Genomic DNA, 22,058 nt, shown 5'->3' on the forward strand with positions numbered 1-22,058 from the left:
AGCGCCACTGGAGTGGCGCGCTCCCAGCAGAGGAGTGCCGCATGACCACCGCCACCGCCCGCCAGTCCGCGACCAAGCCCGACCGTATCGATCCGATCACCAGCAGCGTGATCCAGGGGGCGCTCGAGAACATCGCCGTCGAGATGGGCTACAAGCTGATGCGCATGAGCTACTCCTCGATCATCCGCGAGTCGGAGGATTTCGGAGCAGCGCTCGTCGACGCGGAAGGCCGCGGCCTCGCTGAATCGGCGCAGTCGACGCCGCTGCAGTCGGGCCCGATCCCGGGCTATGTGCGCGGCATCCAGCGCATCATGGCCGCGCGCGGCGAGGTCATCCGTCCGGGCGACGTCATCATGCACAACGATGCCTATTCGGGCGCCAGCCATGGACCCGATGTAGCCTTCATCGTGCCGGTCTTCGTACAAGGCCGCCTGATCGCCTTCGCCGCGACCACCGCGCACCATCTCGACATCGGCGCGCTGTCGCCCGGCTCCTGCGGCATCGTCGAGGCGATCGATGCCTATGCCGAGGGCCTGCAGTTCAAGGCGATCAAGGTCTACGACCGCGGCGTGCGCAACGACGCGGTGTGGCAGATCGTGCGCGACAATATCCGCGCCTCCGACCTCGTGGTCGGCGACATGGACGCCCAGGTCGCTGCCGCCCGGATCGGCGCCGAGCGCATGGTCGAGCTGGTCGAGCGATACGGACTCGAAACCTTCGAGCAGGCCTGCGGCGCACTGATGGATCATGCCGAGCGGCTGATGCGGCAGGCGATCGCCAAGCTGCCCGACGGCGTCTATCGCGCCGAGACGGCGATCGACGGCTATCTCGACAGCGACGATCCCACCAAGAAGGAACTGCCGATCGTCGTCACCATCACCAAGAAGGACGATTCATTGGTGGTCGATCTCACCGGCACGGCGCCGCAGGTGCCCGACCGGCCGATCAACATGCCGCTCGAAGGCACCGCCGACATCGCCATCTGGCTCACCATTCGCTCTGTGCTTTTAGACACCGAGGTCCACGGCCATATCCCGGTGAATGCGGGCCTCATCCGGCCGATCACCATCGTGGCGCCCAAGGGCTGCCTCGCCAATCCGACCTTCCCTGCCCCGACCATCGCGCGCTTCTGCCCCGGCAACCAGCTCGCCGACACGGTGATGAAGGCGCTGTCGGCCGCCATGCCGGGCAACGTCTCGGCCGGCATCGGCAACCTCAAGGTCATCGCCTTCTCCGGCCTCAAGGACGAGACGCACTGGGTGCACATGGAGATCTTCGAGGGCTCCTACGGCGGGCGCCTCGGCAAGGACGGCATGGACGCCGTCGACACGCTCTACGCCAACACGCGCAACAACCCGATCGAGGATATCGAGACCCACCTGCCGCTGCGCGTGCTGCGCTACGAATTGCGCGAGGACGTGGCCGGCGCCGGCAAATGGCGCGGCGGCCTGGGCTCGGTGCGCGAGTTCACCTTCCTGAGCGACGGCGGCGCCTCGGTCGAAGGCGAAGGCCATCGCTACCGGCCCTGGGGCTTCCTGGGCGGCAGCGAGGGCATGCCGGCCAAGCTCGATCTGATGGTCCCAGGCCAGGCCGACCGCGCGCTGCCTTCGAAGGTGCCGCACATGAACATCGGCAAGGACGGCCGCTTCGTCTGCTACGGCCCGGCCGGCGGCGGCTACGGCAACCCGTTGGAGCGCGATCCGGCCAAGGTCGCCGACGACGTGCTCGACGGCGTGATCTCGGTCGAGACCGCGCTGCGGGACTATGGCGTGGTGATCTCGGCCAAGGGCATCGTCGACCAGGACGCGACCGCAAAGGCGCGAGGCGGCTGACGCCTCGCTTTCCGGCATCGGTCTATTGGCAGACCGAACGTTCTCCGCCATCAAGGCGCGATGGATTATCAGCTCAAGGACCGGACCTGCCTCGTGTCCGGCGCAAGTTCCGGCATCGGCGCCGGTGTCGTCAGGCTCCTGGCACAGCAGGGCGCGCGCGTGGTTGCCACCGCACGGCGGGCCGACAAGATCGAACGGCTCGATGGTGTGACCGCTATCGCGGGCGACGTCACCGACACGAATGATCTTGCACGCATCGCGACCGAGGCCGGCAAGGCACTCGGCGCGATCGACATCCTGGTGAACTGCGCCGGCGGCTCGCGGCCGACCGGGCCGGATGCCGGAGAGGATGTCTGGGAGGAGGCCTTCGCGCTCAACTTCACGGCGGCGCGGCTTCTGACCAAAGCACTGCTGCCGGAAATGCGGGCACGCAAATGGGGGCGGGTGGTCAACATCAGCGGCTCCATGGAGCCGCGCGGACTGAACGCCGCCATCGCTGCAAAGGCCGCATTGCACTTGTGGGCAAAGGGCCTGTCCTGCGATGTGGCGGCCGACGGGGTCACGGTGAACACCATTCAGCCAGGCCGCATCAACAGCGAGCAGATCCTGCAAAAACTGCATCCGACCGAGGAAGCCCGCCGCAGCTTCATCGAGCGAAACATCCCCATCGGCTATTTCGGCGAGCCGGAGGATGTGGCAAACCTCGTCGCCTTCCTCGCCTCCCCGGCGGCGCGCTACATCACGGGCGCGGTCATTCCAGTGGATGGCGGCATGCACTATTTCGCGCACTGACGGCGCGGCGGAGGATGGATTTTGCTGAAGTGGCTTCGTCGTTCTGAGCCAAAGGAAGTGCCGGCCGCGAGCCTGGGTCCGCTGCAGATCGTCAAGCCCTGGGCCCGTTCGTCTTCCTCCCATCCGGAGATCGCCGGCGGCTTCATGACGGTGGTCAACGAAGGCGAATCGGACCGCCTCGTATCGGCAACCTGCACCGCCGCCGGCTCTGTCGAAATCCAGGCCATCCGGGTCAAGGGGCCCGTCCTGGAGATGCGGAAGATCGCGGAGGGCATCGTCATCCCGCCGGCCAACCAGCAGGTCTTCAAGCCGCGTGGCTATCATTTGCTGTTGAGCGGGCTGGCCTCGCCGCTGGCGGCCGGCAGCAAACTACCGATCACGCTCGTCTTCGAAACGGCCGGCAGTGTCACCGTGGACTTCGCCGTCGAAGCGCCCGGCGCGGTAGGACAGGCCACGCTCAGCTCATCGTAATGGATCGATCGGCTCGCCAGATGCGGCTCGGCGTCTTCGTGCAGACGCCCGGCCATCATGTCGGCGGCTGGCGTCATCCCGAGGCCGATGCCCGCACGCCCAACCTGGCGCTGATGCAGCACATCGCCGCCACTGCCGAGGCGGCCAAGTTCGACATGTTCTTCCTGGGCGACGGCTTCGCCACCGGCTACGGCGAGCATCCCTCGACCATCGGCAAGTTCGAGCCGCTCGGCCTCCTCTCCGCACTCGCCATGGGCACGACGCGGCTCGGGCTCGCGGCGACGGCATCGACGACCTACGCCGAGCCCTATCACGTGGCGCGCGGCTTCGCTTCGCTCGACCATCTTTCCGGCGGGCGCGCCGGCTGGAACGTGGTGACGACGGCCTATTCCAAGTCGAGCGCTGTGTTCGGCCGCTCGCATCCACCGCATGCCGAGCGCTATGCCATGGCGGAGGAGTTCGTCGAGGCCTGCCGCCTCCTGTGGGACAGCTGGGACGACGATGCCTTCATCGCCGACAAGAAAGCCGGCCTCTTCGTGCGGCCGGGCAGCCTCCACGTCCCGGCCTTCCAGGGGAAGTATTTCTCGATGCAGGGCGGGCTCAACGTGCCACGCCCGCCGCAGGGCCATCCGGTGCTGATCCAGGCCGGCTCCTCCGGCCCGGGCCAGGCGCTGGCGGCGCGCATAGCCGACGTCGTGTTCACGGCGCAGAACGACCTTGCCGAGGCGCAAGCCTTCTACGGGAGCGTGAAGAGCCAGCTCGCTGATTATGGACGCCCTGCCCATGCCGCCCTGGTCATGCCGGGCGTGATGCCGATCGTCGGCCGGACAGAACGCGAGGCGCAGGAGATCTTCGCCGAGCTGAACCGCAACATCGACACCGCACAGGCCTTCACCGTGCTGTCGGAACGGCTGGGCGCCGACATGTCGGTCCATCCGCTCGACGGTCCGGTTCCTGACGTACCGGAAACCGAGCATCTCAAGAGCCGGGCGGCGCTGCTGATCCAGATGGCGCGGCGCGAGAACCTCACCCTGCGCCAGCTCTTTTATCGTGTCGCGGCGGCGCGCGGACACCTGCTGCCCATCGGCACGCCCCTACAGGTCGCCGACGTCCTGGAGCGCTGGTTCCGCGAGGGCGGCGCCGATGGATTCAACGTCATGCCGCCGTTCTTCCCCGGCCAGTTCGACGCGTTTGCACAAAGCGTCGTGCCGATCCTGCAGGAGCGTGGGCTGTTCCGCGCCGACTATACCGGCACGACCTTGCGCGACCATCTCGGGCTGGCGCGGCCCGCCGATCGCAGGCAGCGTACATAATCCTTTGAAATCAAAAGCTTGCCGGTATTTCAGCAAGACGTTCACAGCAGCTTCATTCGGCTCTTGCGCCGGGCGGCAAGACTCCTGATATAACCGCCTCGAGGGGCCGGTGTGGGCGGAGCAGTCGCCAACCCGGTCAGATCCGGAAGGAAGCAGCCGTAACGAATTCGCTTCGGGTCATGCCGGTCCCTCACCCGTTCCCCTGCGCGCGCCGCCGCAGAGGGCGGGCGGCCCGGGCGCGATGACCGCCGGGCCTGAGAGGGCCACGGCGCAGAATAGCGGGTGATCGCCATGGCGCAGGCCACCAAGGGCCCGGAAGATCCGGCAACCCCCTATCGCGTCCTTGCCCGCAAGTACCGTCCCGTCGATTTTACGACCCTGGTCGGCCAGGAGGCGATGGTGCGCACCCTGCGCAACGCCATTGCCACCGGTCGCATCGCCCATGCCTTCATGCTCACCGGCGTGCGCGGCGTCGGCAAGACGACGACCGCGCGCATCATCGCCCGCGCCCTGAACTGCGTCGGACCGGACGGCAACGGCGGCCCGACGGTCGATCCCTGCGGCGTCTGCGACAACTGCAAGGCCATCACCGAGGACCGCCATGTCGACGTGATCGAGATGGACGCGGCCTCGCGCACCGGCATCGACGACGTGCGCGAGCTGATCGAGGGCGTGCGCTACCGCCCCGTCTCGGCGCGCTACAAGGTCTACATCATCGACGAAGTGCACATGCTGTCGGAGAAGGCCTTCAACGCACTGCTGAAGACGCTGGAAGAGCCGCCGCCGCATGTGAAGTTCCTGTTCGCCACCACCGAGATCCGCAAGGTGCCGGTGACGGTGCTCTCTCGCTGCCAGCGCTTCGACCTGAAGCGCGTGCCGCAGGAAACGTTGACCGAGCATTTCGGCAGGATCGCGCAGACCGAGAAGGTCGATATCTCGCCCGAAGCCCTGAGCCTGCTGGCCCGCGCCGCCGACGGCTCGGTGCGCGACGGCCTCTCCATGCTCGACCAGGCGATCGCCCATGGCGGCGGCGTGGTCGATGCCGCGCAGGTCCGCGACATGCTGGGCCTCGCCGACCGCAGCCGCGTGCTCGAACTCTTCGAAAAGACGATGCGCGGCGACGCGCCCGGCGTGGTCGCGGCGCTGGGCGAGATGCACGATTCCGGCGCCGACCCCGTGGTCGTGCTGCAGGACCTGCTGGAACTCACCCATTGGGTCACGCGCCTCAAGGTGGCGCCCGATGCCGCCGCCTCGACGGCCGACAGCGAGCGCGCGCAAGGGCTTGCCATGGCCGGCAAGCTTTCCATGGCCTCGCTGACGCGGGCCTGGACGCTGTTGCTCAAGGGCCTGCAGGAGACGCTCACGGCGCCCTCGCCGCTGCGCGCCGCCGAGATGGCGCTGATCCGGCTCTGCTATGTGGCCGACCTCCCCTCGCCCGGCGACGCGATCAAGGCATTGCAGAATGGCAGCGGTGTTCCTGCCGGCGCGCCCGCTCCGGCGGCGCCGCGCGGCAACGGTGGCGGCGGGGCAGCAGCGCGCCTGGCAACCCAGCCGGTGACGGCGGTCGCCGCCCAGCCGGCGATGCCGGCGCCGCGGAACTTCACCGAAGTCGTGGCGCTGTTCGAGACGAAGCGCGAGGCACGGCTGGTGCACAGCCTGATGCACCATGTCCACGAGGTGCGCTGCGAGCCGGGCCTGATCGAATTCCGGCCGGAGCCGAAGGCGCCGGCCGACCTCGCCCCACGTCTCAGCGAGATGCTGAGCTTGTGGACCGGCCGCCGCTGGATCGCCTCGGTCTCCAGTGCCGAGGGCAAGCCGACGCTCATCCAACAGAAGGCGACCAAGGCCGACGACCTGCGCAGCTCGGCCGAGAACAACGAGCTGGTGCTCGCCATCCTGAAGACATTTCCCGGCGCCAAGCTCGACTCGGTGCGGCGCAAGGGCGAGCAGACGTCCCTGGTCGCCGGCCTCGGCGACTTCACCGCCGAAGAGCCACCTCCCGCCGAAGAATACCCGGCCGACGACGACATCCCGGAAAGCGAGTTCTGAAATGTTCGACAAGCTCAAGGACCTTGGCGGCCTGATGCAGCAGGCCCAGCAGATGCAGCAGAAGATGCAGGAGCTGCAGGCGGCGCTCGAGCGCCTGGAGATCGTGGGCTCGTCCGGCGCCGGACTGGTCAAGGTCACGGTCAATGGCAAGAACGAGACCCGCAAGATCGAGATCGACGCCTCGCTCTTCAAGCCCGAGGACAAGGGCGTGGTCGAGGACCTGATCGTGGCCGCCGCCAACGACGCCCGCGCCAAGGTCGAGCAGACCGTGCAGGAGCAGATGCGCGACATCACCGGCGGACTGCCGCTGCCGCCGGGCTTCAAGCTTTAAGGACGTACCGCCGATGAACGGCCCGGAGATCGAGCGGCTGATCCAGCTCCTCGGGCGCCTGCCGGGGCTCGGCCCGCGCTCGGCGCGCCGCGTGGCGCTGCATCTCCTGAAGAAGCGCGAGACGCTGATGCAGCCGCTGGGCGCGGCGCTGGCCGACGCGGCGCGCGCCATCCGCGCCTGCGGCGTGTGCGGCAACCTCGACACGATCGATCCCTGCTCGATCTGCGCCGATCCGCGGCGCGATGCCGGCCTGATCTGCGTCGTCGAGGATGTCGGCGACCTGTGGGCCATGGAGCGCGGTCGCATCTTCTCCGGCCGCTACCATGTGCTGGGCGGCTCGCTGTCGGCGCTCGACGGGATCGGCCCGGAGGAGCTCAACATCGGCTCCCTCGTGAAGCGGGTCGCCGCGGGCGGCGTCCGCGAGGTGATCATGGCGACCAATGCCACGGTCGACGGCCAGACGACGGCGCACTATCTCGCCGAACGGCTGGCCGAGCACGACGTGCCGCTGACACGGTTGGCGCATGGCGTGCCGGTGGGCGGTGAGCTCGACTGGCTCGACGACGGAACGCTGGCCACCGCGTTCAAGGCGCGGCGCGCCCTCTAATCTCGCCCGCCGCCTCCCCCGCATGAGCGCCGAAACCCTCACCGCCATCGCCGTCGCCCTGGCGGCCGGCTGGGCCAGCGGCCTGAACGCCTATGCCGCCGTGCTGGTGCTCGGCGTGGCGCAGCGCCTCGGCTTCGTGACCCTGCCGCACGACCTGCAGATGCTCGAATCGCCCTGGGTGCTGGGCGTCGCGGCGATCCTGTTCGCCCTCAACTTCTTCGCCGACAAGATCCCCTACATCGACAGCATCAACGACGTGCTGCAGACCTTCGTGCGGATTCCGGCCGGCGTGCTGCTGGCCTATGGCGCGGCCGGCAGCCTCAGCCCGGAGGTTTCGATCATCGCCGGCCTGCTGGGCGGCACCCTGGCGGCGGGCACCCACATCGCCAAGACCGGGTCGCGGGCCCTGATCAACACCTCGCCGGAGCCGTTCAGCAATGTGCTCGCCTCGTTGGGCGAGGACGTGACGGTCTTCGGCGGGCTGGCGCTGGCGATCGCCCATCCGATCACTTTTTTGTGCCTGCTGGCATTGTTCGTGATCCTCCTTATATGGCTCCTGCCGAAGCTGGTGCGACTGGCCCTGGTGCCGTTCCGCAGGCTGGCCCGGGGCCGCCAGGGGCCCTGATCGCAAGGCCGATCATCGACCTTAGGCGTAAGAACTGTCGCTTTCCTTCGCCGGCCCGAGGGGTACACTCGCAACCGCAAGCACATGTTCATCCGCCAGAACATCCAATCCCTTCGGTTCTTCCGCACGACGCCGGCGATGCGCTGCCCGTATCTGCCGCATCGTCTCGAGACCAAGCTCGTCACCGAGCTGAGCGGCCCGGACGCCATCTCCCAGCACGACACGCTGACCGACGCCGGCTTCCGCCGCTCGCATCACTTCGTTTACAAGCCGCTGTGCGACGGTTGCAGAGCGTGTGTGCCGGTTCGCATCCGGGTGCGCGATTTCGAGCCCAGCCGCGGCCAGCGCCGCATCCAGCGCCGCAACGAGCATGTCCACGCGACCGAGACGCAGGCCCTGGCGACCGGCGAGCAATTCTCGCTGTTTTCACGCTATGTGCTGACGCGTCATCGTGACGGCGACATGGCCGACATGGATTTCGACGACTACCGCGCGATGGTCGAGGAAAGCCCGGTCGATACGGCGATCATCGAGTTCCGCGAGGATTCGGCCGACGGTCGCCTGGTGGGTGCCTGCCTCGTCGACTGGCTGGCGAGCGGCGTGTCGGCCGTCTACAGCTTCTTCGACCCGCAGGATCCGCGGCGCGGCCTCGGCACGCACATGATCCTGTGGCTGGCCAATGCCGCCGCGAAACGCGGGCTGCCCTATGTCTATCTTGGCTACTGGATCGCCGATTCCACCAAGATGGCCTACAAGCGGTCATTCCAGCCGCTGGAGTTCTTCGGCCCCGACGGGTGGATGGAGTTGCCTACGACATAGGCACTGTAACGATAGTGGTGCGACTTGACGCACCTCGTCCGCTGCGCGGATCGATCCAACCTCTGGCATCGCCCAGCGGACCGCGTTAAGAGAGTTGGTCCGTCGGCGAGAACGGACGAACGGCCAAATAAGAACTCGCAAGCAGGGGAGACGGGATGCGCTCATTGCTGGCATTCAGCGCGCTGATCGACGCGTTAAACGAAAAAATAGGAAGTGTGTGTAACTGGCTCGTACTGTTGGCCTGCGTGGTCAGCGCCGGCAACGCCATGGTGCGCTACGCCTACGACACGAGTTCGAACGCCTGGCTCGAGATCCAGTGGTACATGTTCGCCGTGATCGTGATGTTCGGCGCCTCTTACACAATGAAGCGCAACGAACATGTCCGGGTCGACCTCTTCTACATGACCTTGAGCCGCCGCGGGCAGCTCTGGGTCGACATTCTGGGCACGCTGATCTTCCTCCTGCCCACCTGCACGATCCTGGCGTGGCTCAGCTGGCCGTTCTTCATGCAGTCCTACAACGTCAACGAGCATTCCTCGAATGCCGGTGGCCTGCTGCGCTGGCCGATCAAGCTGGTCCTTCCGGTCGGCTTTGCCCTGGTCGCCCTTCAGGGCCTTTCCGAACTCATCAAGCGGGTCGCCTTCCTCAACGGATATGCAGTGGACAGCCTCGAAGCCCACTACGAGAGGCCCACGCAATGATCCCTCTCGAGTATATGCCGCCGCTGATGTTCGGCGGCCTCGTCGTCTTCATGATCATCGGCTACCCGGTCGCCTTCTCGCTCTGCGCGGTCGGCTTCTTCTTCGGGTTCATGTCGATCGAGATGGGCTACTTCACGATGGCCTTCATGCAGGCCATCCCCGGCCGCGTGTTCGGCTCGATCCTGTCGAACGAGCTGCTGCTCGCCATCCCGTTCTTCACCTTCATGGGCGCCATCCTGGAGAAATGCGGGTTGGCCGAGGACATGCTCGAATCGATGGGCCAGCTCTTCGGCCCCATCAAGGGCGGGCTGGGCTACTCGACCATCATCGTGGGCTTCATCCTCGGCGCCATCACCGGCACCGTGGCCGCGCAGGTCATCGCCATGGCGCTGATCACCCTGCCGGTGATGATGCGCTACAAGTACGACATGCGCTACGCGACCGGCGTGCTGGCCGCGTCGGGCACGATTACGCAGCTCGTGCCGCCGTCGCTGGTGCTGATCGTGCTGGCCGACCAGCTCGGTCGCTCGGTCGGCGACATGTACCTCGGCGCCTGGGGCCCCTCGCTGCTGCAGATCGCCCTGTTCGCCGGCTACACCTTCTACCTGACCCTGGTGAAGCCGGAGGCCCTGCCGCCGGTGCCGCGGACGCTGTTCGGCAAGGCCCTGCTGGTCAAGTGCGCCTGGGGCATCATCCCCGCGGCGGTGCTGATCTTCCTCGTGCTGGGCACCATCATGATGGGCCTGGCGACGCCTACGGAAGCGGGCGCCATGGGCACGATCGGCGCGATCGTACTCGCCGTGGTGCGTAACGCACCGCTCACCAAGTTCGATCGCATCGTCTTCTTCGGCGGCTGCGCCGCCGCCATCATCGGTGCCCTGATCGGCACGGTGGCGTTCAAGTCGATGCCCTTCAAGGCAGCCTTTACGGTGATGTTCGCTTCCATCATCTGGCTGTGCTGGCGGGCCTGGCAGGAGAAGGACCTGCGCGACCTGATCGTGCAGGCCTTCCAGGCGACGATGCGCATCACCGCGATGGTCGCCTTCATCCTGGTCGGCGCGACCTGCTTCTCGATCACCTTCCAGGGCGTCGACGGCAACCAGTGGGTCGAACATCTGATGTCGAACCTGCCGGGTGGCGTCTGGGGCTTCCTGATCGTCGTCAACCTGTTCGTCTTCTTCCTGGCCTTCTTCCTCGACTTCTTCGAGATCGCCTTCATCATCATCCCGATGCTGGCGCCGGTGGCGAACAAGCTGCTGACGCCGGTGGTGGGTGCCGATGCCGCCCTCATCTGGTTCGGCGTCATGCTCTGCGTGAACATGCAGACCTCGTTCATGCACCCGCCCTTCGGCTTCGCGCTGTTCTACCTGCGCAGTGTGGCGCCCAAGGAAGTGAAGAGCTCTGACATCTACTGGGGCTCGATCCCCTGGGTACTGCTGCAGCTCATCATGGTGGCGATCGTGATCGCGGTGCCGCAGTCGGTGACCTACTTCCTCGACAAGCCGCACGGGGTCGATCCCAGCAAGGTGACGATCGAGATCCAGGCGCCGCCGACGGAGGACTCCGCACCGCCGGTCTTCGGGGCGCCGCCTAAATAGCGCAAGCATCCGGTCCATCGATCGAACGACTCACGCCCGCCGGCCACACCGGCGGGCATTTTGTTTGGTATTCTGCGTCCGTGATGCTGACGTTCAGAACGGCGATCCCTTCAGAGAGCGCTGAAGTCGTGCGCGTCATACGCGCAGCCTTCACGCCGTATCTCCGCGCTTTGGGGCGCGAGTTTCCTGCCGACGAATCTGCCGAGTATGCCGAGGAGTGGGAGCAATTTGCGACGGAGCTCGAGCGCGGCGACATCTACGTCGCTTTGGACGGTGAGCGCATCGTCGGTGCCGCCAGGACCAAACCACAGGAGAAAGACCTCTACATCCACACTATTGCCGTCGATCCGGCACGACAGGGCACCGGTATCGGGAGTTGGCTGTTGCAGCGGATCGAGGGGATAGCGCGAGCGCGCGGCCTTGGCAGCCTGTCGCTTGAAACCGCCGAGATGGCTGTGGCCAACATTCGCCTCTACCAGCGATACGGCTTCGCGATCGTGCGCCGTGGCCCGCCCGACCATGGCCTCGACCCTCATACCAGGGTCTACATGGCGAAGTCGTTTTAGGTCATGGCGCGTTGAAGCGGCTGTCGACGCCAGTTCCATCACGGGCAACAAAAAAGCCCCGCCAAACGGCGGGGCTTTCTCTTTGTGGGTTTCGCGTTAGCGGCCTGCGGCCGACATCGCGAAGTTGAAGTTGTCGAAGGTGTTCTCGGCGACGCGGAACCAGAGGTTCTCGTCCGAGCGGAACGCCTTCAGGCTCTCGTAGATTTTCTTGAACTTCGGATCCTTGGCCGCGAGTTCGTCGTAGAACTTGTAGGCCTCGTTGAAGCAGGGCTCGAGGACCGCGCGCGGGAACGGCCGCAGCTCCGCGCCGCCGGCCACCAGGCGACGCAGCGCCGCCGGATTGCTGGCGTCGTACTTCGGCACCATCCAGGAAGTCACCAGGCCGGACGCGACCTCGACCATGCTCTGGTAGTTCTTGGGCAGCTTTTCCCAGGCCTGGTTGTTGATGTAGAGCGAGCCGCCGGAGCAGCCTTCCCACCAGCCGGGGTAGTAGTAGTACTTGGCGACCTTGTTGAAGCCGAGCTTCTCGTCGTCATACGGACCGACCCATTCGCAGGCGTCGATCGTGCCCTTTTCCAGCGCCGGATAGATGTCGCCGCCGGCGATCTGCTGCGGCACCACGCCGAGGCGCTCCAGGATGAGGCCCGCGAAGCCGCCGACGCGGAACTTCAGGCCCTTCATGTCGTCCATCGACTTGATTTCCTTGCGGAACCAGCCGCCCATCTGGCAGCCCGTGCCGCCGAAGACGAAGGAGCGGAAATTGTACTCCTTGTAGAAATCGTTGATCAGCTGATGGCCGCCGCCGAAGTACAGCCAGGCATAAAGCTGGCGCTGGTTGACCGAGAACGGCAGGCCGGTCTCGAACACGAAGTTCGGATGCTTGCCGAAATAGTAGTAGGCGGCCGTCTGGCCGGCTTCGACCGTGCCGTTCTGCACCGCGTCGGCGACCTGCAGACCGGGGACGATTTCGCCGGCGGCGAAAGCGCGGACCTGGAACTTGCCATCCGACATCTCGCCGATGACCTTGGCGAACAGCTCCGAGCCGCCATAGAGCGTGTCGAGCGACTTGGGGAAGCTCGATGTCAGGCGCCACTTCACTTCCGGCATGCTCTGGGCAATGGCCGGTGCCGCGACCGTGGTCGCCGCCGCAACACCCGCGGCGCCAACGCCCGCGGTCTTAATAAACTTCCTGCGCTGCATTTTTCTGTTTCCTCCCGTGGTTGCCTTCATGGCCCCCTTCAGCAACTGCAACACTGGCATGCGAAATTGAGTTTGAAAAGCGCCCGCCTGCCGGAAATTCCTTAAAAATAAGCAATGTTCGGCCGTGAAATGACGGCGTCCGAACAACAAAAAGCCCCGCCGAAGCGGGGCTTTCGACCGGCAAGCCGGCTGGTCCTAGAGTTTGTTGGCAGCCGACTGGCGCGCCATGAAGTTGTCGAACGTGTTCTCGGCCACACGGAACCAGAGCACCTCTTCGTTCCGGAAGGGCTTCCAGGAATCGTAGACCTTCTTGAACTTCGGATTCTTGGAGATGGTCTCGGCGTAGAGTTCGTTGGCGGCGCCGAAGCACGCCTCCATCACCGCCTGCGGGAACGGCAGGAACTTCGTGCCGGCCGCCACCAGCTCGCGCAGCGCGCGCGGGTTCTGGGCATCGTACTTGGCGACCGACCAGCTCACCGTGTCGCCGCATGCGACCGCGATCGCTTCCTTGTAGACCGGCGGAAGCGCCTCGTAGGCCTTGTCGCCGCAATAGAGCGACAGGGCCGCGCAGCCTTCCCACCAGCCGGGATAGTAGTAGTAGGGCGCGACCTTGTTGAAGCCGAGCTTCTGGTCGTCATACGGGCCGACCCACTCAGCGGCGTCGATCGTGCCCTTCTCCAGCGCCGGATAGATGTCACCGCCCGCGATCTGCTGCGGCACCACGCCGAGCTTCGCCATGACCTGGCCGGCGAAGCCGCCGATGCGCATCTTCACGCCCTTGAGGTCGTCGACGGTCTTGATCTCCTTGCGCCACCAGCCGCCCATCTGAGCGCCGGTATGGCTCATCAGGAAGGAGGTCATCTTGTATTCCTTGTAGAAGTCCCGCATCAGCTCGAGACCGCCGCCGAAATAAACCCACGCATTGTGCTGGCGGGTGTTGAGGCCGAACGGCAGCGCCGTGTCGAAGGCGAAGGTCGGGTCCTTGCCGACATAGTAGTAGGCCGCGGTATGGCCGCACTCGACCGTCTCGTTCTGGACGGCGTCGACGACCTGCAGGCCCGGGACGATTTCGCCGGCCGCGAAGACGCGGATCTGGAACTTGTTGTCGGTGAGAGCGGCGACGCGCTTGGCGAAGTACTCGCCGGCACCGTAGATCGTGTCGAGCGACTTGGGGAAGCTCGACGCCAGGCGCCACTTCACCTCGGGCATCGACTGGGCAACCGCCGGAGCGGCCAGGACGCCGGCAGCAGCGACCGTCGCACCGCCGACACCGGCCGTGCGCAAGAATTTGCGACGTTGCATTTTTTATCTCCCTAACTCTTTTGCTTACCGAACGCGCGACTTTTGCCACGCGAACCACACCTTATGGGTGCCGGTTTATCGCATAGCGCAACGTCCATGGAAAGCAGTTGCCGGGAGAGTGCAGACAAAAGAAAACCCCGCCAAAGCGGGGTTTTCCAAGCCATTCAGGCGTCGAAGCCTAGAGCTTGTTGGCTGCCGACTGACGCGCCATGAAGTTGTCCATCGTGTTCTCGGCGACGCGGAACCACAGGACCTCCTCGGCGCGGAAGGGCTTCCACGATTCGAAGATCTTCTTCCACTTCGGGTTCTTCTCGCTGAGCTGAGCGAAGAGGTCGTTGGTCGCGTTGTAGCAGGCCTCGAGGACCTGCGGCGAGAACGGCAGCAGCTTGGTGCCGGCGCCGACCAGCTCGCGAACCGCCTTCGGGTTCTGGGCATCGTACTTCGAGAGCATCGAGGTGTGCGCCTTGGCGGCGGCGGCCTCGACGATCGCCTGGTACGACTTCGGCAGCTCGGCCCACTTGGTGGTGTTCACATAGGCCGACAGCTGCGGGCCGGCTTCCCACCAGCCGGGATAGTAGTAGTACGGCGCGACCTTGTTGAAGCCGAGCTTCTGGTCGTCGTAGGGACCGACCCACTCCGCCGCGTCGATCGTGCCCTTCTCGAGCGCCGGGTAGATGTCGCCGCCGGCGATCTGCTGCGGCACCACGCCGAGCTTGGTCAGGACTTCGCCGGCGAAGCCGCTGACGCGGAACTTCAGGCCCTTGAGGTCGTCGACCGTCTTGATCTCCTTGCGGAACCAGCCGCCCATCTGGGCGCCGGTGTTGCCACAAGGGATCGAGACGATGTTGTAGTCCTTGAAGAAGTCGTTCATCGCCTGACGACCGCCGCCCCAGTTCCACCAGGCATCCTGCTGGCGCGCGTTCAGGCCGAACGGCACGGCGCAGTCGAGGGCGAAGGTCAGGTCCTTGCCGACATAGTAGTAGGACGCGGTGTGGCCCATCTCGACGGTGCCGTTCTGGACGGCGTCGGCGACCTGCAGGCCCGGGACGATCTCACCGGCCGCGAACAGGCGGATCTGGAACTTGCCGTCGGTCGCTTCGGACACGTACTTCGTGAACAGCTCGGCCGAACCGAAAATCGTGTCGAGCGACTTCGGGAAGCTCGACGCCATGCGCCACTTCAGCTCGGGCGCGGACTGCGCGATGGCCGGCGCGGCCAGCGTACCGGTGGCAGCGACCGCAGCGGTGCCGATGCCGGCCGTGCGGATGAATTTACGACGTTGCATAAAACTAGGACTCCCAGCTCGCGTTGCAGAACGGCACAGTGTGGCCGCCTGATTTGCGCGGCTTATGACACGCGCAAGACGTGGGGCGAAAGCTTCAACGCATGAGCAATAAGACAAGCGCCAATGCGCCCACTGCAATGCGGTACCAGGCAAAAACGGTAAAGCCGTGGCGGCTGATGAAGCGCACGAAAGCCCTTACCACCAGCAGTGCCGACAGGAAGGCGGCGGCGAAGCCCAGCGCGATCACCCCGCCATGTTCGCCGCTGAGCGACGACCAGTTCTTGTAGAGATCGTAGACAGTCGCCCCCAGCATGGTGGGCATCGCCAGGAAGAACGAGAACTCGGCCGCCGTCGCACGGTCCACACGGAAAACTCGGGCGCCCATGATCGTGGCCCCCGCCCGCGACACGCCGGGGATCATCGCCAGGCACTGGCAGAGGCCGATGTACAAGGCGGTCTTGAGGTCGATGTCGTCGACCGTCTTGATGCGCGGCCGCTGCGCGAACCGCTCGATCACCAGGATGGCGACGCCGCCGACGATCAGGGCGACGGCGACCACCCACGGGCTGAACAATACCGACTTGATGTATTTATGCGCCACGACGCCCACGATGGCGGCCGGCAGGAACGCCACGAGAATCGCGATCGTGAATCGCGTCGCCCGCTTGTCCCGTTCCAGCACGCCCATGGCGGTGGTCCAGATCTTCGCCCGATAGAGCAGGCAGACCGCGAGGATCGCGCCGAGCTGGATCACGATCTCGAAGACCTTGCCGGGCGGTCCCTGGAAGTGGAGCACTTCCTCGGCGAGGATGATGTGGCCCGTCGACGAGACGGGCAGGAACTCGGTGAGACCTTCGACAACGCCGATCAGCAGCGCCTTCCAGATCAGCGTCAGGTCCATTCTCAGTCCTTAAATCGTTTGGCCCGCGGCCAGCCCTTCTCCGGCATGCGCCCGGCCTGCGCGCGCTCGCCCCGCCAGAACTTCAGCTCGGCCGCCGGAATGGTCCGGTTGCCCCACGGCAAGCCGTCCGAGAGGACGAAGGCCTGCGCGTCCGACAGACGGTCGCCCTTCGACTTCTGCAGCAGCACGCCGCGGCCACGGCCCATCTCGGGCACCTGGTCGAGCGGGAAGATAAGCAGCTTGCGGCCTTCGCTCAGCACGGCAATCGAGTTAGCCCCTTCGGGCACGATGCCGAAAGCCTGCGCCTTCTCCTTGTCGGCGAGGGTCAGGACGCCCTTGCCGTTCTTGGTCTGCGCCACGACCTCGTCTTCCGGCACGACGAAGCCGCGCCCGGCATCCGAGGCCACGAGGAACTTGCGGCCACCCTTGAATACTTCGAGCTGGACGATGTCCTGATCGTTGCCCAGCTCGATCATGAGCCGGATCGGCTCGCCATGGCCGCGCGCGCTGGGCAGGCGGTCGCAGCCCACCGTGTAGAAACGGCCGTTGGTGCCGAACAGCAGGATCTTGTCGGTCGACTGGGCGTGGATGGCGAAGCGCGCCGTGTCACCTTCCTTGTACTTCAGTTCGCCTGCGGCCTTGTCGTCGAGATGGCCCTTGGCGGCGCGGATCCAGCCCTTCTCGGACAGGATGACGGTCACTGGCTCGCGCTCGACGAAATCCTCGATCGCATGCTCGATCTCGGCCGGCGCGTCGGCCAGCTCGGTGCGACGGCGGCCGAGTTCGGTCTTGCCGCCGAACTTCTTCTTGGTCTCGCGAACCTCTTCAGCGATGGCGTCCCACTGTTTGTCGACGCTCTTCAGAAGGTCCTTGAGATCCTTGCGCTCGGCGCTGAGCTTCTTGTGCTCGCCCCGGATCTCGAACTCCTCGAGCCGGCGCAAGGCGCGCAGGCGCATGTTCAGGATCGCTTCGGCCTGCAGGTCGGTGAGCCCGAACGCCTTGATCATCTTGGGCTTGGGCTCGTCCTCCTCGCGGATGATCTTGATCAGCTTGTCGAGGTTCAGATAGGCGATCAGGTAGCCGTCTAGGATCTCCAGGCGGCGCTCGATGGCGGCCAGCCGGAAGGTCGAACGGCGCACCAGCACCTCGCGCCGGTGATCGAGGAAGGCCTGCAGCGCCTCGCGCAGATCCATCACGCGCGGCGTGTTGTCCTTGTCGAGGACGTTGAGGTTCAGCGGGAAGCGCGTCTCGAGATCGCTGAGCTTGAAGAGCTGCTCCATCAAGAGCTCGGCCGGCACGTTGCCGGTCTTGGGCTCCAGCACGATGCGCACGTCGTCGGCCGACTCGTCGCGCACGTCCTCGAGGATCGGCAGCTTCTTGGCGTTGATGATCTCGGCGATCCGCTCGATCAGCTTGCCCTTCTGGACCTGATACGGAATCTGCGTGACGACGATGCGGTACTGACCGCGCGGAAGCTGCTCGACCTCCCACCTGGCGCGCAAACGGAACGCGCCGCGACCAGTCCGGTAGGCCTCGACGATGGATTCGCGCGGCTCGACCAGGATGCCGCCGGTCGGGAAATCCGGCCCCTTCACCAGGTCGACCAGCGTCTCGATGCGCGAGTTCGGTGTCTTGATGAGATGCAGCAGCGCGTCGCAGAGTTCGCCGACATTGTGCGGTGGGATCGAGGTCGCCATGCCGACGGCGATGCCGGCGGCGCCGTTGGCCAGCAGGTTCGGGAAGCCGCCCGGCAGCACGATCGGCTCCTCGGTCGAGCCGTCGTAGTTGGGCCGGAAGTCGACGGCATTCTCGTCGATGCCGCCCAGCAGCGCCTCGGCCACCTCGGTGAGGCGCGCCTCGGTGTAACGCATGGCAGCAGGGTTATCGCCGTCGATATTGCCGAAGTTGCCCTGCCCCTCGATCAGCGGATAGCGCGCGGCGAATTCCTGGGCCAAGCGCACCAGCGCATCGTAGATCGACTGGTCGCCGTGCGGGTGATACTGGCCGATCACATCGCCGACGACGCGGGCGCTCTTCTTGAAGGCGCTGTTCGGATCGAGCCGCAGCTGGCGCATGGCGTACATCAGGCGGCGATGCACCGGCTTCAGCCCGTCGCGCACGTCCGGCAGCGACCGCGACATGATCGTCGACAGCGCATAGGACAGGTAACGCTCCTGGAGCGCCTGCCCGAATTGCACCGGCTTTACCTCGGCCAGTTGGACGACGTTGTTGCGCTTTGCCATGGACCAGACTGACGGAGGGGATGGACCGCAGTTCGAGCCACGGCCGTGATTATTCTAGCGTTGGAGCGACTCCATAAATCTCGACCGTGCGGGAGGCAAGGGCTTGTTGTGCGGCCAAAACACGTGCCGCTCGAGGAAAAAGCCCGTCAGGTCGAGGCCCTGGCGCAGCTCATCGTCATCGGACGGTAATCCGCCGGTGGATAGAAAGCCCGGCAGCGGCAGCAGCTTCTCCTTGTAGGGGCCGGCTGCGGCGCGGGAGACGGCGCGGCCCGTCTTGGGCGAGACATAGGCCAGGTCGTCGGTCGAACCGGTGGCGGCACACTTCTCCAGGTCGAGGCCGAAGCCCAGCTCCTGCAGCAGGCCCAATTCCAGGTGAACATAGATGGTCGGCCAGCCGGGATGGCCGAGCGAGCCCAGGAACGCCTTGAACCCGTCGAACATCGCCGGGTGCGGCTCGCGCTCCGGCAGGGCGGCGTCGATGACGGCGCAGGCCGCTGACAGTCCCGCCAGCTCCGACGCATCGTCCATGGCGCGCGCGGCATGCGGCTCGCGCAGCTCGCCCGAATAGTTGCCAAGCTGCTCCGGAAGGCGCCCCCGCCAGCCGACCTCGACCAGGTTGCCGGATTGCCAGACCGGCCGGGCGCGCCGCGAGATGCCCCCCGGCACGAAGCCCGAATGGCGCCCGTGCTCGCGCGTCAGCAGCGAAACGACCAAGCCCGTCTCCCCGTGAGCCCGCGCCGACAGCACGATGCCTTCGTCGTTCCAATCCATGCCGGACTGTATGCCGTGCCCGGAAAGGCGGCGCCAGACTGCGCCCTGCCGAACAAATTCGGGGGCCGCCTCCTCCGATTCGTTGGATTCGTTTATTTCGTTTATTTCGTTTATTCGCCAGAACGCCGGCTTCTTGAAGAGCTGCTAAGCCTTGTAGTCGAGGCCGATCGAACGGTAGTGCGAGGGATCGTCGGCCCAGCGCTCGCTCACCTTCACGTGCAGGAAGAGATGCACCGGGCGCTCCAGCATCTGGGAGAGCTCGTGGCGTGCCCGCGCGCCGATCTGCTTGATGCGGGCGCCGCCCTTGCCGAGGAAGATCGCGCGCTGGCCCTCGCGCTGGACGTGGATGGTCTGCTCGACCCGCACGCTGCCGTCGGGCCGGTCCTCCCACTTCTCGGTCTCCACCGCCGCCTCGTAGGGCAGCTCCTGGTGAAGCTGCAGGAACACCTGCTCGCGCGTCACTTCGGCGGCCAGCAGGCGCAGCGGCAGGTCGGCCGCCTGATCCTCGGGATAGAGGAACGGGCCCGCCGGCACGGCGAGCGCGAAGGCAGCCAGGAGATCGCCGACGCCGTCGGCCTTGAGCGCGCTCACCATGAAGGTGCGCTCGAACGGCACGATGGCGTTCAGCTCCGCCGTGAGCGACAGCAGCTTCTCGCGCGGCACCAGGTCGATCTTGTTCAGGACCAGGAAGCGCGGGGCGCGCGAGTCCTTCAGCCGCTCGGCAATGGCCTTCGTCTCGGGCCCGACGCCGCGCTCGGCATCGACCACCAGCGCCACCACGTCAGCGTCGTCCGCGCCCTGCCACGCAGCGGCGACCATGGCGCGCTCCAGGCGGCGCTTGGCGACACTGAAGATGCCGGGCGTGTCGACCAGCACGACCTGTGCCCGCGAGGCGCCTTCGCCCTTGTCGGGAATATCGGCCATGGCGATGCCGATCACGCGCATGCGCGTGGTCTGCACCTTGGGCGACACGATGCTCACCTTGGAGCCGACCAGCCCGTTCACCAGGGTCGACTTCCCGGCGTTCGGCGCGCCGACGACGGCGACGAACCCGGCCCGTGTTTCAGGCGTGCTCATGCCCTTTCCAACCTTTCCAGCAATGTCATGGCAGCCAGCCGCTCGGCCTCGCGCTTGCTGCCGCCCCGGCCGCGCGCCGGATCCTGGCCCTTGAGGACCACATCGACGACGAAGACCGGCGCATGCGGCGGCCCTTCGCGGTCGACCTCGAGATAGGCCGGCAACGGCAGGCGGCGCGCCTGCGCCCATTCCTGCAGGGTCGTCTTGGGATCGCGCGGCGCGACGATCTGGCTGCTGAGGCGGTCGCCCCAGAGCAGCGCCACGCTGGCCGCCGCGGCTTCGAGACCGGCGTCCAGGAAGACCGCACCGAGGAGCGCCTCCAGCGCATCCGCCAGGATGTTGGGCTTCACGCTGCTGCCGTGGGCGCGCTCCGAATCACCCAGCCGCAGATGGCTGCCGAGTCCGATCGCCGTCGCGATCTCGACCAGGGTCTCGGCCCGCACCAGCGAGGCGTGGCGGCGAGCCAGCTCGCCCTCCCGCTCGTGCGGGAAGCGGCGCAGCAGCAGATCGGCCATGGCGAGCGACAGCACGCGGTCGCCCAGGAATTCCAGCCGTTCGTTGCCGTTGGGGAAAGCCGCCTTCAGCTCGGGCTTGCGGTCGAGGGCGCTGCGATGGGTCAGCGCCTCCACGGCGTACTCGACGCGCGCGAACACATGACCCACATCCCTCGACAGCGCCGTCAGATCGACGTCGGTCGAACTCAGTGGATTGCCATGAAGAAGCGGTTCCAGCGTATCGCCTCGGGCCATTTCCACGGCTCCAGCCAGCCGGCGGCGGATGGATCGTGCGAGAAGAAGATGAACTCCGCCCGGCCGACGAGATTTTCCGAGGGCACGTACCAGCCTAGCTGGTCGCGATCGCGCGTCGATCCCGAGAAATCGCGCAGCATCAGCCGCGTTCGACTGTCGAGCGAATCGTCGCGATTGTCGCCCATGACGAAGTAGCTGCCGGCCGGCACGAGGAACTCCGGCGTATTGTCGGCCATACCGTCGTCGCGATACTCGAGCACGGTGTAGCGGCGGCCGTTGGGCAGCGTCTCGCTGTAGAGCGTGCCCTTCTGGTAGCTGCCGTTGTTGCCCTTCACATGGTCGCCGATCTTCAGCCGGTCGACAGCCACGCCGTTGATGTGCAGCAGGCCGTTGGTCACCTGGATGCGATCGCCCGGCATGCCGACGATGCGCTTGATGTAGTCGGTCCGGTTGACGCCCTGGCCCTGGTCGCCCGGATACTTGAACACGGCGACGTCACCCCTCTCGGGCGGCGAGCCGAAGACGCGGCCCGAGAAGACGCCCAGCGAAAAAGGGAAGGAGTGCTTGCTGTATCCGTAGGAATACTTGGACACGAACAGATAGTCGCCGACCAGCAGGGTCGGGATCATCGATCCGCTGGGGATATTGAAGGGCTCGATCGCGAAGGTCCGCACGACCAGTGCGATCAGGACGGCATAGACCACCGTTCGGACGGTTTCGCCCCACCCGCCGGTTTTTTCCTGCGCTCGCTTACGACGTTCAGCCACGTCCGTCATCGCCGTACCAGTTTGAACAAGCCGGGGCTATAGCAGGGCCCGGAGCCCCT

Annotated in this window: 21 protein-coding genes and 1 other RNA gene; 13 read left to right on the forward strand and 9 right to left on the reverse strand. The window is 66.0% G+C overall.

Annotation, left to right across the window (positions count from 1 at the left end; genetic code table 11):
* Positions 1–41: 41 nt before the first annotated feature.
* The 13 genes from AC1ROX_RS11155 (at position 42) to AC1ROX_RS11215 (ending at position 11,704) form a co-directional block, all read left to right on the forward strand.
* Complete coding sequence (locus tag AC1ROX_RS11155; protein ID WP_493125415.1) at positions 42–1,832, forward strand: hydantoinase B/oxoprolinase family protein; 1,791 nt, start codon at positions 42–44, stop codon at positions 1,830–1,832.
* 60 nt (positions 1,833–1,892) lie between these two features.
* Positions 1,893–2,624, forward strand: coding sequence for an SDR family NAD(P)-dependent oxidoreductase (locus AC1ROX_RS11160; RefSeq protein WP_493125417.1), 732 nt, complete (start codon positions 1,893–1,895; stop codon positions 2,622–2,624).
* Between the two features lie 57 nt (positions 2,625–2,681).
* Positions 2,682–3,095, forward strand: coding sequence for a copper chaperone PCu(A)C (locus AC1ROX_RS11165; protein ID WP_493125419.1), 414 nt, complete (start codon positions 2,682–2,684; stop codon positions 3,093–3,095).
* On the forward strand, positions 3,095–4,408 hold the full coding sequence (locus AC1ROX_RS11170; protein WP_493125421.1) for an LLM class flavin-dependent oxidoreductase: 1,314 nt from the start codon (positions 3,095–3,097) through the stop codon (positions 4,406–4,408). The genes AC1ROX_RS11165 and AC1ROX_RS11170 overlap by 1 nt, the downstream gene beginning before the upstream one ends.
* 100 nt (positions 4,409–4,508) lie before the next feature.
* Positions 4,509–4,603: signal recognition particle sRNA small type (gene ffs / locus AC1ROX_RS11175), an RNA gene on the forward strand.
* A gap of 96 nt (positions 4,604–4,699) precedes the next feature.
* Complete coding sequence (locus tag AC1ROX_RS11180) at positions 4,700–6,457, forward strand: DNA polymerase III subunit gamma/tau (protein ID WP_493125423.1); 1,758 nt, start codon at positions 4,700–4,702, stop codon at positions 6,455–6,457.
* Position 6,458: 1 nt separating this feature from the next.
* The gene (locus tag AC1ROX_RS11185; RefSeq protein WP_493125425.1) at positions 6,459–6,788 is read left to right on the forward strand and encodes a YbaB/EbfC family nucleoid-associated protein; all 330 of its coding nucleotides are present in this window, start codon (positions 6,459–6,461) and stop codon (positions 6,786–6,788) included.
* A gap of 13 nt (positions 6,789–6,801) precedes the next feature.
* A complete protein-coding gene (recR, locus tag AC1ROX_RS11190; protein ID WP_493125427.1) occupies positions 6,802–7,395 on the forward strand; it encodes a recombination mediator RecR in 594 nt (197 codons plus the stop codon).
* Between the two features lie 22 nt (positions 7,396–7,417).
* Positions 7,418–8,020, forward strand: a complete 603-nt coding sequence (locus AC1ROX_RS11195; RefSeq protein WP_493125429.1) for a DUF4126 domain-containing protein — start codon at positions 7,418–7,420, stop codon at positions 8,018–8,020.
* A gap of 84 nt (positions 8,021–8,104) precedes the next feature.
* Positions 8,105–8,839 (forward strand): arginyltransferase, encoded by a 735-nt coding sequence (locus AC1ROX_RS11200; RefSeq protein WP_493125431.1) that lies wholly within the window; start codon positions 8,105–8,107, stop codon positions 8,837–8,839.
* Between the two features lie 155 nt (positions 8,840–8,994).
* Positions 8,995–9,540: a TRAP transporter small permease subunit gene (locus tag AC1ROX_RS11205; RefSeq protein WP_493125433.1), complete on the forward strand. Its 546-nt coding sequence runs from the start codon at positions 8,995–8,997 to the stop codon at positions 9,538–9,540.
* Positions 9,537–11,138: a TRAP transporter large permease gene (locus AC1ROX_RS11210; RefSeq protein WP_493125435.1), complete on the forward strand. Its 1,602-nt coding sequence runs from the start codon at positions 9,537–9,539 to the stop codon at positions 11,136–11,138. The genes AC1ROX_RS11205 and AC1ROX_RS11210 overlap by 4 nt, the downstream gene beginning before the upstream one ends.
* 83 nt (positions 11,139–11,221) lie before the next feature.
* On the forward strand, positions 11,222–11,704 hold the full coding sequence (locus tag AC1ROX_RS11215) for a GNAT family N-acetyltransferase (protein WP_493125467.1): 483 nt from the start codon (positions 11,222–11,224) through the stop codon (positions 11,702–11,704).
* 96 nt (positions 11,705–11,800) lie between these two features.
* Here AC1ROX_RS11215 and AC1ROX_RS11220 read toward each other — a convergent pair whose 3' ends face one another.
* The 9 genes from AC1ROX_RS11220 to lepB all read right to left on the reverse strand — a co-directional run bounded on the left by AC1ROX_RS11220 (position 11,801) and on the right by lepB (position 22,008).
* The gene (locus AC1ROX_RS11220) at positions 11,801–12,904 is read right to left on the reverse strand and encodes a TRAP transporter substrate-binding protein (RefSeq protein WP_493125437.1); all 1,104 of its coding nucleotides are present in this window, start codon (positions 12,902–12,904) and stop codon (positions 11,801–11,803) included.
* A gap of 195 nt (positions 12,905–13,099) precedes the next feature.
* Positions 13,100–14,206, reverse strand: a complete 1,107-nt coding sequence (locus AC1ROX_RS11225) for a TRAP transporter substrate-binding protein (protein WP_493125439.1) — start codon at positions 14,204–14,206, stop codon at positions 13,100–13,102.
* Between the two features lie 178 nt (positions 14,207–14,384).
* Positions 14,385–15,491, reverse strand: a complete 1,107-nt coding sequence (locus tag AC1ROX_RS11230; RefSeq protein WP_493125441.1) for a TRAP transporter substrate-binding protein — start codon at positions 15,489–15,491, stop codon at positions 14,385–14,387.
* Positions 15,492–15,585: 94 nt separating this feature from the next.
* Positions 15,586–16,392 (reverse strand): undecaprenyl-diphosphate phosphatase, encoded by an 807-nt coding sequence (locus tag AC1ROX_RS11235; RefSeq protein WP_493125443.1) that lies wholly within the window; start codon positions 16,390–16,392, stop codon positions 15,586–15,588.
* A gap of 2 nt (positions 16,393–16,394) precedes the next feature.
* Positions 16,395–18,635 (reverse strand): DNA topoisomerase IV subunit A, encoded by a 2,241-nt coding sequence (gene parC, locus AC1ROX_RS11240; protein WP_493125445.1) that lies wholly within the window; start codon positions 18,633–18,635, stop codon positions 16,395–16,397.
* A gap of 54 nt (positions 18,636–18,689) precedes the next feature.
* Positions 18,690–19,406: a DNA repair protein RecO gene (recO, locus tag AC1ROX_RS11245; RefSeq protein WP_493125447.1), complete on the reverse strand. Its 717-nt coding sequence runs from the start codon at positions 19,404–19,406 to the stop codon at positions 18,690–18,692.
* A 144-nt stretch (positions 19,407–19,550) separates the two neighbouring features.
* Complete coding sequence (gene era, locus AC1ROX_RS11250) at positions 19,551–20,483, reverse strand: GTPase Era (protein WP_493125449.1); 933 nt, start codon at positions 20,481–20,483, stop codon at positions 19,551–19,553.
* Positions 20,480–21,232 carry a ribonuclease III gene (gene rnc / locus AC1ROX_RS11255; protein ID WP_493125451.1) on the reverse strand — a complete coding sequence of 251 codons (753 nt, stop codon included), beginning with the start codon at positions 21,230–21,232 and terminating at the stop codon, positions 20,480–20,482. Before rnc ends, era begins: the two co-directional genes overlap by 4 nt.
* The gene (gene lepB / locus AC1ROX_RS11260) at positions 21,184–22,008 is read right to left on the reverse strand and encodes a signal peptidase I (RefSeq protein WP_493125453.1); all 825 of its coding nucleotides are present in this window, start codon (positions 22,006–22,008) and stop codon (positions 21,184–21,186) included. Before lepB ends, rnc begins: the two co-directional genes overlap by 49 nt.
* Positions 22,009–22,058: the final 50 nt, after the last annotated feature.

This window comes from Reyranella sp. GW821-FHT14A01 (assembly GCF_058803965.1).

Excerpts from the sequence above, each read along its gene's own strand:
- AC1ROX_RS11230 (WP_493125441.1), bottom strand. The coding sequence starts at position 15,491 with ATGCAACGTCGTAAATTCATCCGCACGGCCGGCATCGGCACCGCTGCG.
- AC1ROX_RS11180 (WP_493125423.1), top strand. The coding sequence starts at position 4,700 with ATGGCGCAGGCCACCAAGGGCCCGGAAGATCCGGCAACCCCCTATCGC.
- AC1ROX_RS11220 (WP_493125437.1), bottom strand. The coding sequence starts at position 12,904 with ATGCAGCGCAGGAAGTTTATTAAGACCGCGGGCGTTGGCGCCGCGGGT.
- AC1ROX_RS11185 (WP_493125425.1), top strand. The coding sequence starts at position 6,459 with ATGTTCGACAAGCTCAAGGACCTTGGCGGCCTGATGCAGCAGGCCCAG.
- AC1ROX_RS11210 (WP_493125435.1), top strand. The coding sequence starts at position 9,537 with ATGATCCCTCTCGAGTATATGCCGCCGCTGATGTTCGGCGGCCTCGTC.
- rnc (WP_493125451.1), bottom strand. The coding sequence starts at position 21,232 with ATGGCCCGAGGCGATACGCTGGAACCGCTTCTTCATGGCAATCCACTG.
- era (WP_493125449.1), bottom strand. The coding sequence starts at position 20,483 with ATGAGCACGCCTGAAACACGGGCCGGGTTCGTCGCCGTCGTCGGCGCG.
- recO (WP_493125447.1), bottom strand. The coding sequence starts at position 19,406 with ATGGATTGGAACGACGAAGGCATCGTGCTGTCGGCGCGGGCTCACGGG.
- AC1ROX_RS11170 (WP_493125421.1), top strand. The coding sequence starts at position 3,095 with ATGGATCGATCGGCTCGCCAGATGCGGCTCGGCGTCTTCGTGCAGACG.
- AC1ROX_RS11205 (WP_493125433.1), top strand. The coding sequence starts at position 8,995 with ATGCGCTCATTGCTGGCATTCAGCGCGCTGATCGACGCGTTAAACGAA.
- AC1ROX_RS11225 (WP_493125439.1), bottom strand. The coding sequence starts at position 14,206 with ATGCAACGTCGCAAATTCTTGCGCACGGCCGGTGTCGGCGGTGCGACG.
- AC1ROX_RS11155 (WP_493125415.1), top strand. The coding sequence starts at position 42 with ATGACCACCGCCACCGCCCGCCAGTCCGCGACCAAGCCCGACCGTATC.
- recR (WP_493125427.1), top strand. The coding sequence starts at position 6,802 with ATGAACGGCCCGGAGATCGAGCGGCTGATCCAGCTCCTCGGGCGCCTG.
- lepB (WP_493125453.1), bottom strand. The coding sequence starts at position 22,008 with ATGACGGACGTGGCTGAACGTCGTAAGCGAGCGCAGGAAAAAACCGGC.
- AC1ROX_RS11235 (WP_493125443.1), bottom strand. The coding sequence starts at position 16,392 with ATGGACCTGACGCTGATCTGGAAGGCGCTGCTGATCGGCGTTGTCGAA.
- AC1ROX_RS11160 (WP_493125417.1), top strand. The coding sequence starts at position 1,893 with ATGGATTATCAGCTCAAGGACCGGACCTGCCTCGTGTCCGGCGCAAGT.
- AC1ROX_RS11195 (WP_493125429.1), top strand. The coding sequence starts at position 7,418 with ATGAGCGCCGAAACCCTCACCGCCATCGCCGTCGCCCTGGCGGCCGGC.
- parC (WP_493125445.1), bottom strand. The coding sequence starts at position 18,635 with ATGGCAAAGCGCAACAACGTCGTCCAACTGGCCGAGGTAAAGCCGGTG.
- AC1ROX_RS11215 (WP_493125467.1), top strand. The coding sequence starts at position 11,222 with ATGCTGACGTTCAGAACGGCGATCCCTTCAGAGAGCGCTGAAGTCGTG.
- AC1ROX_RS11200 (WP_493125431.1), top strand. The coding sequence starts at position 8,105 with ATGTTCATCCGCCAGAACATCCAATCCCTTCGGTTCTTCCGCACGACG.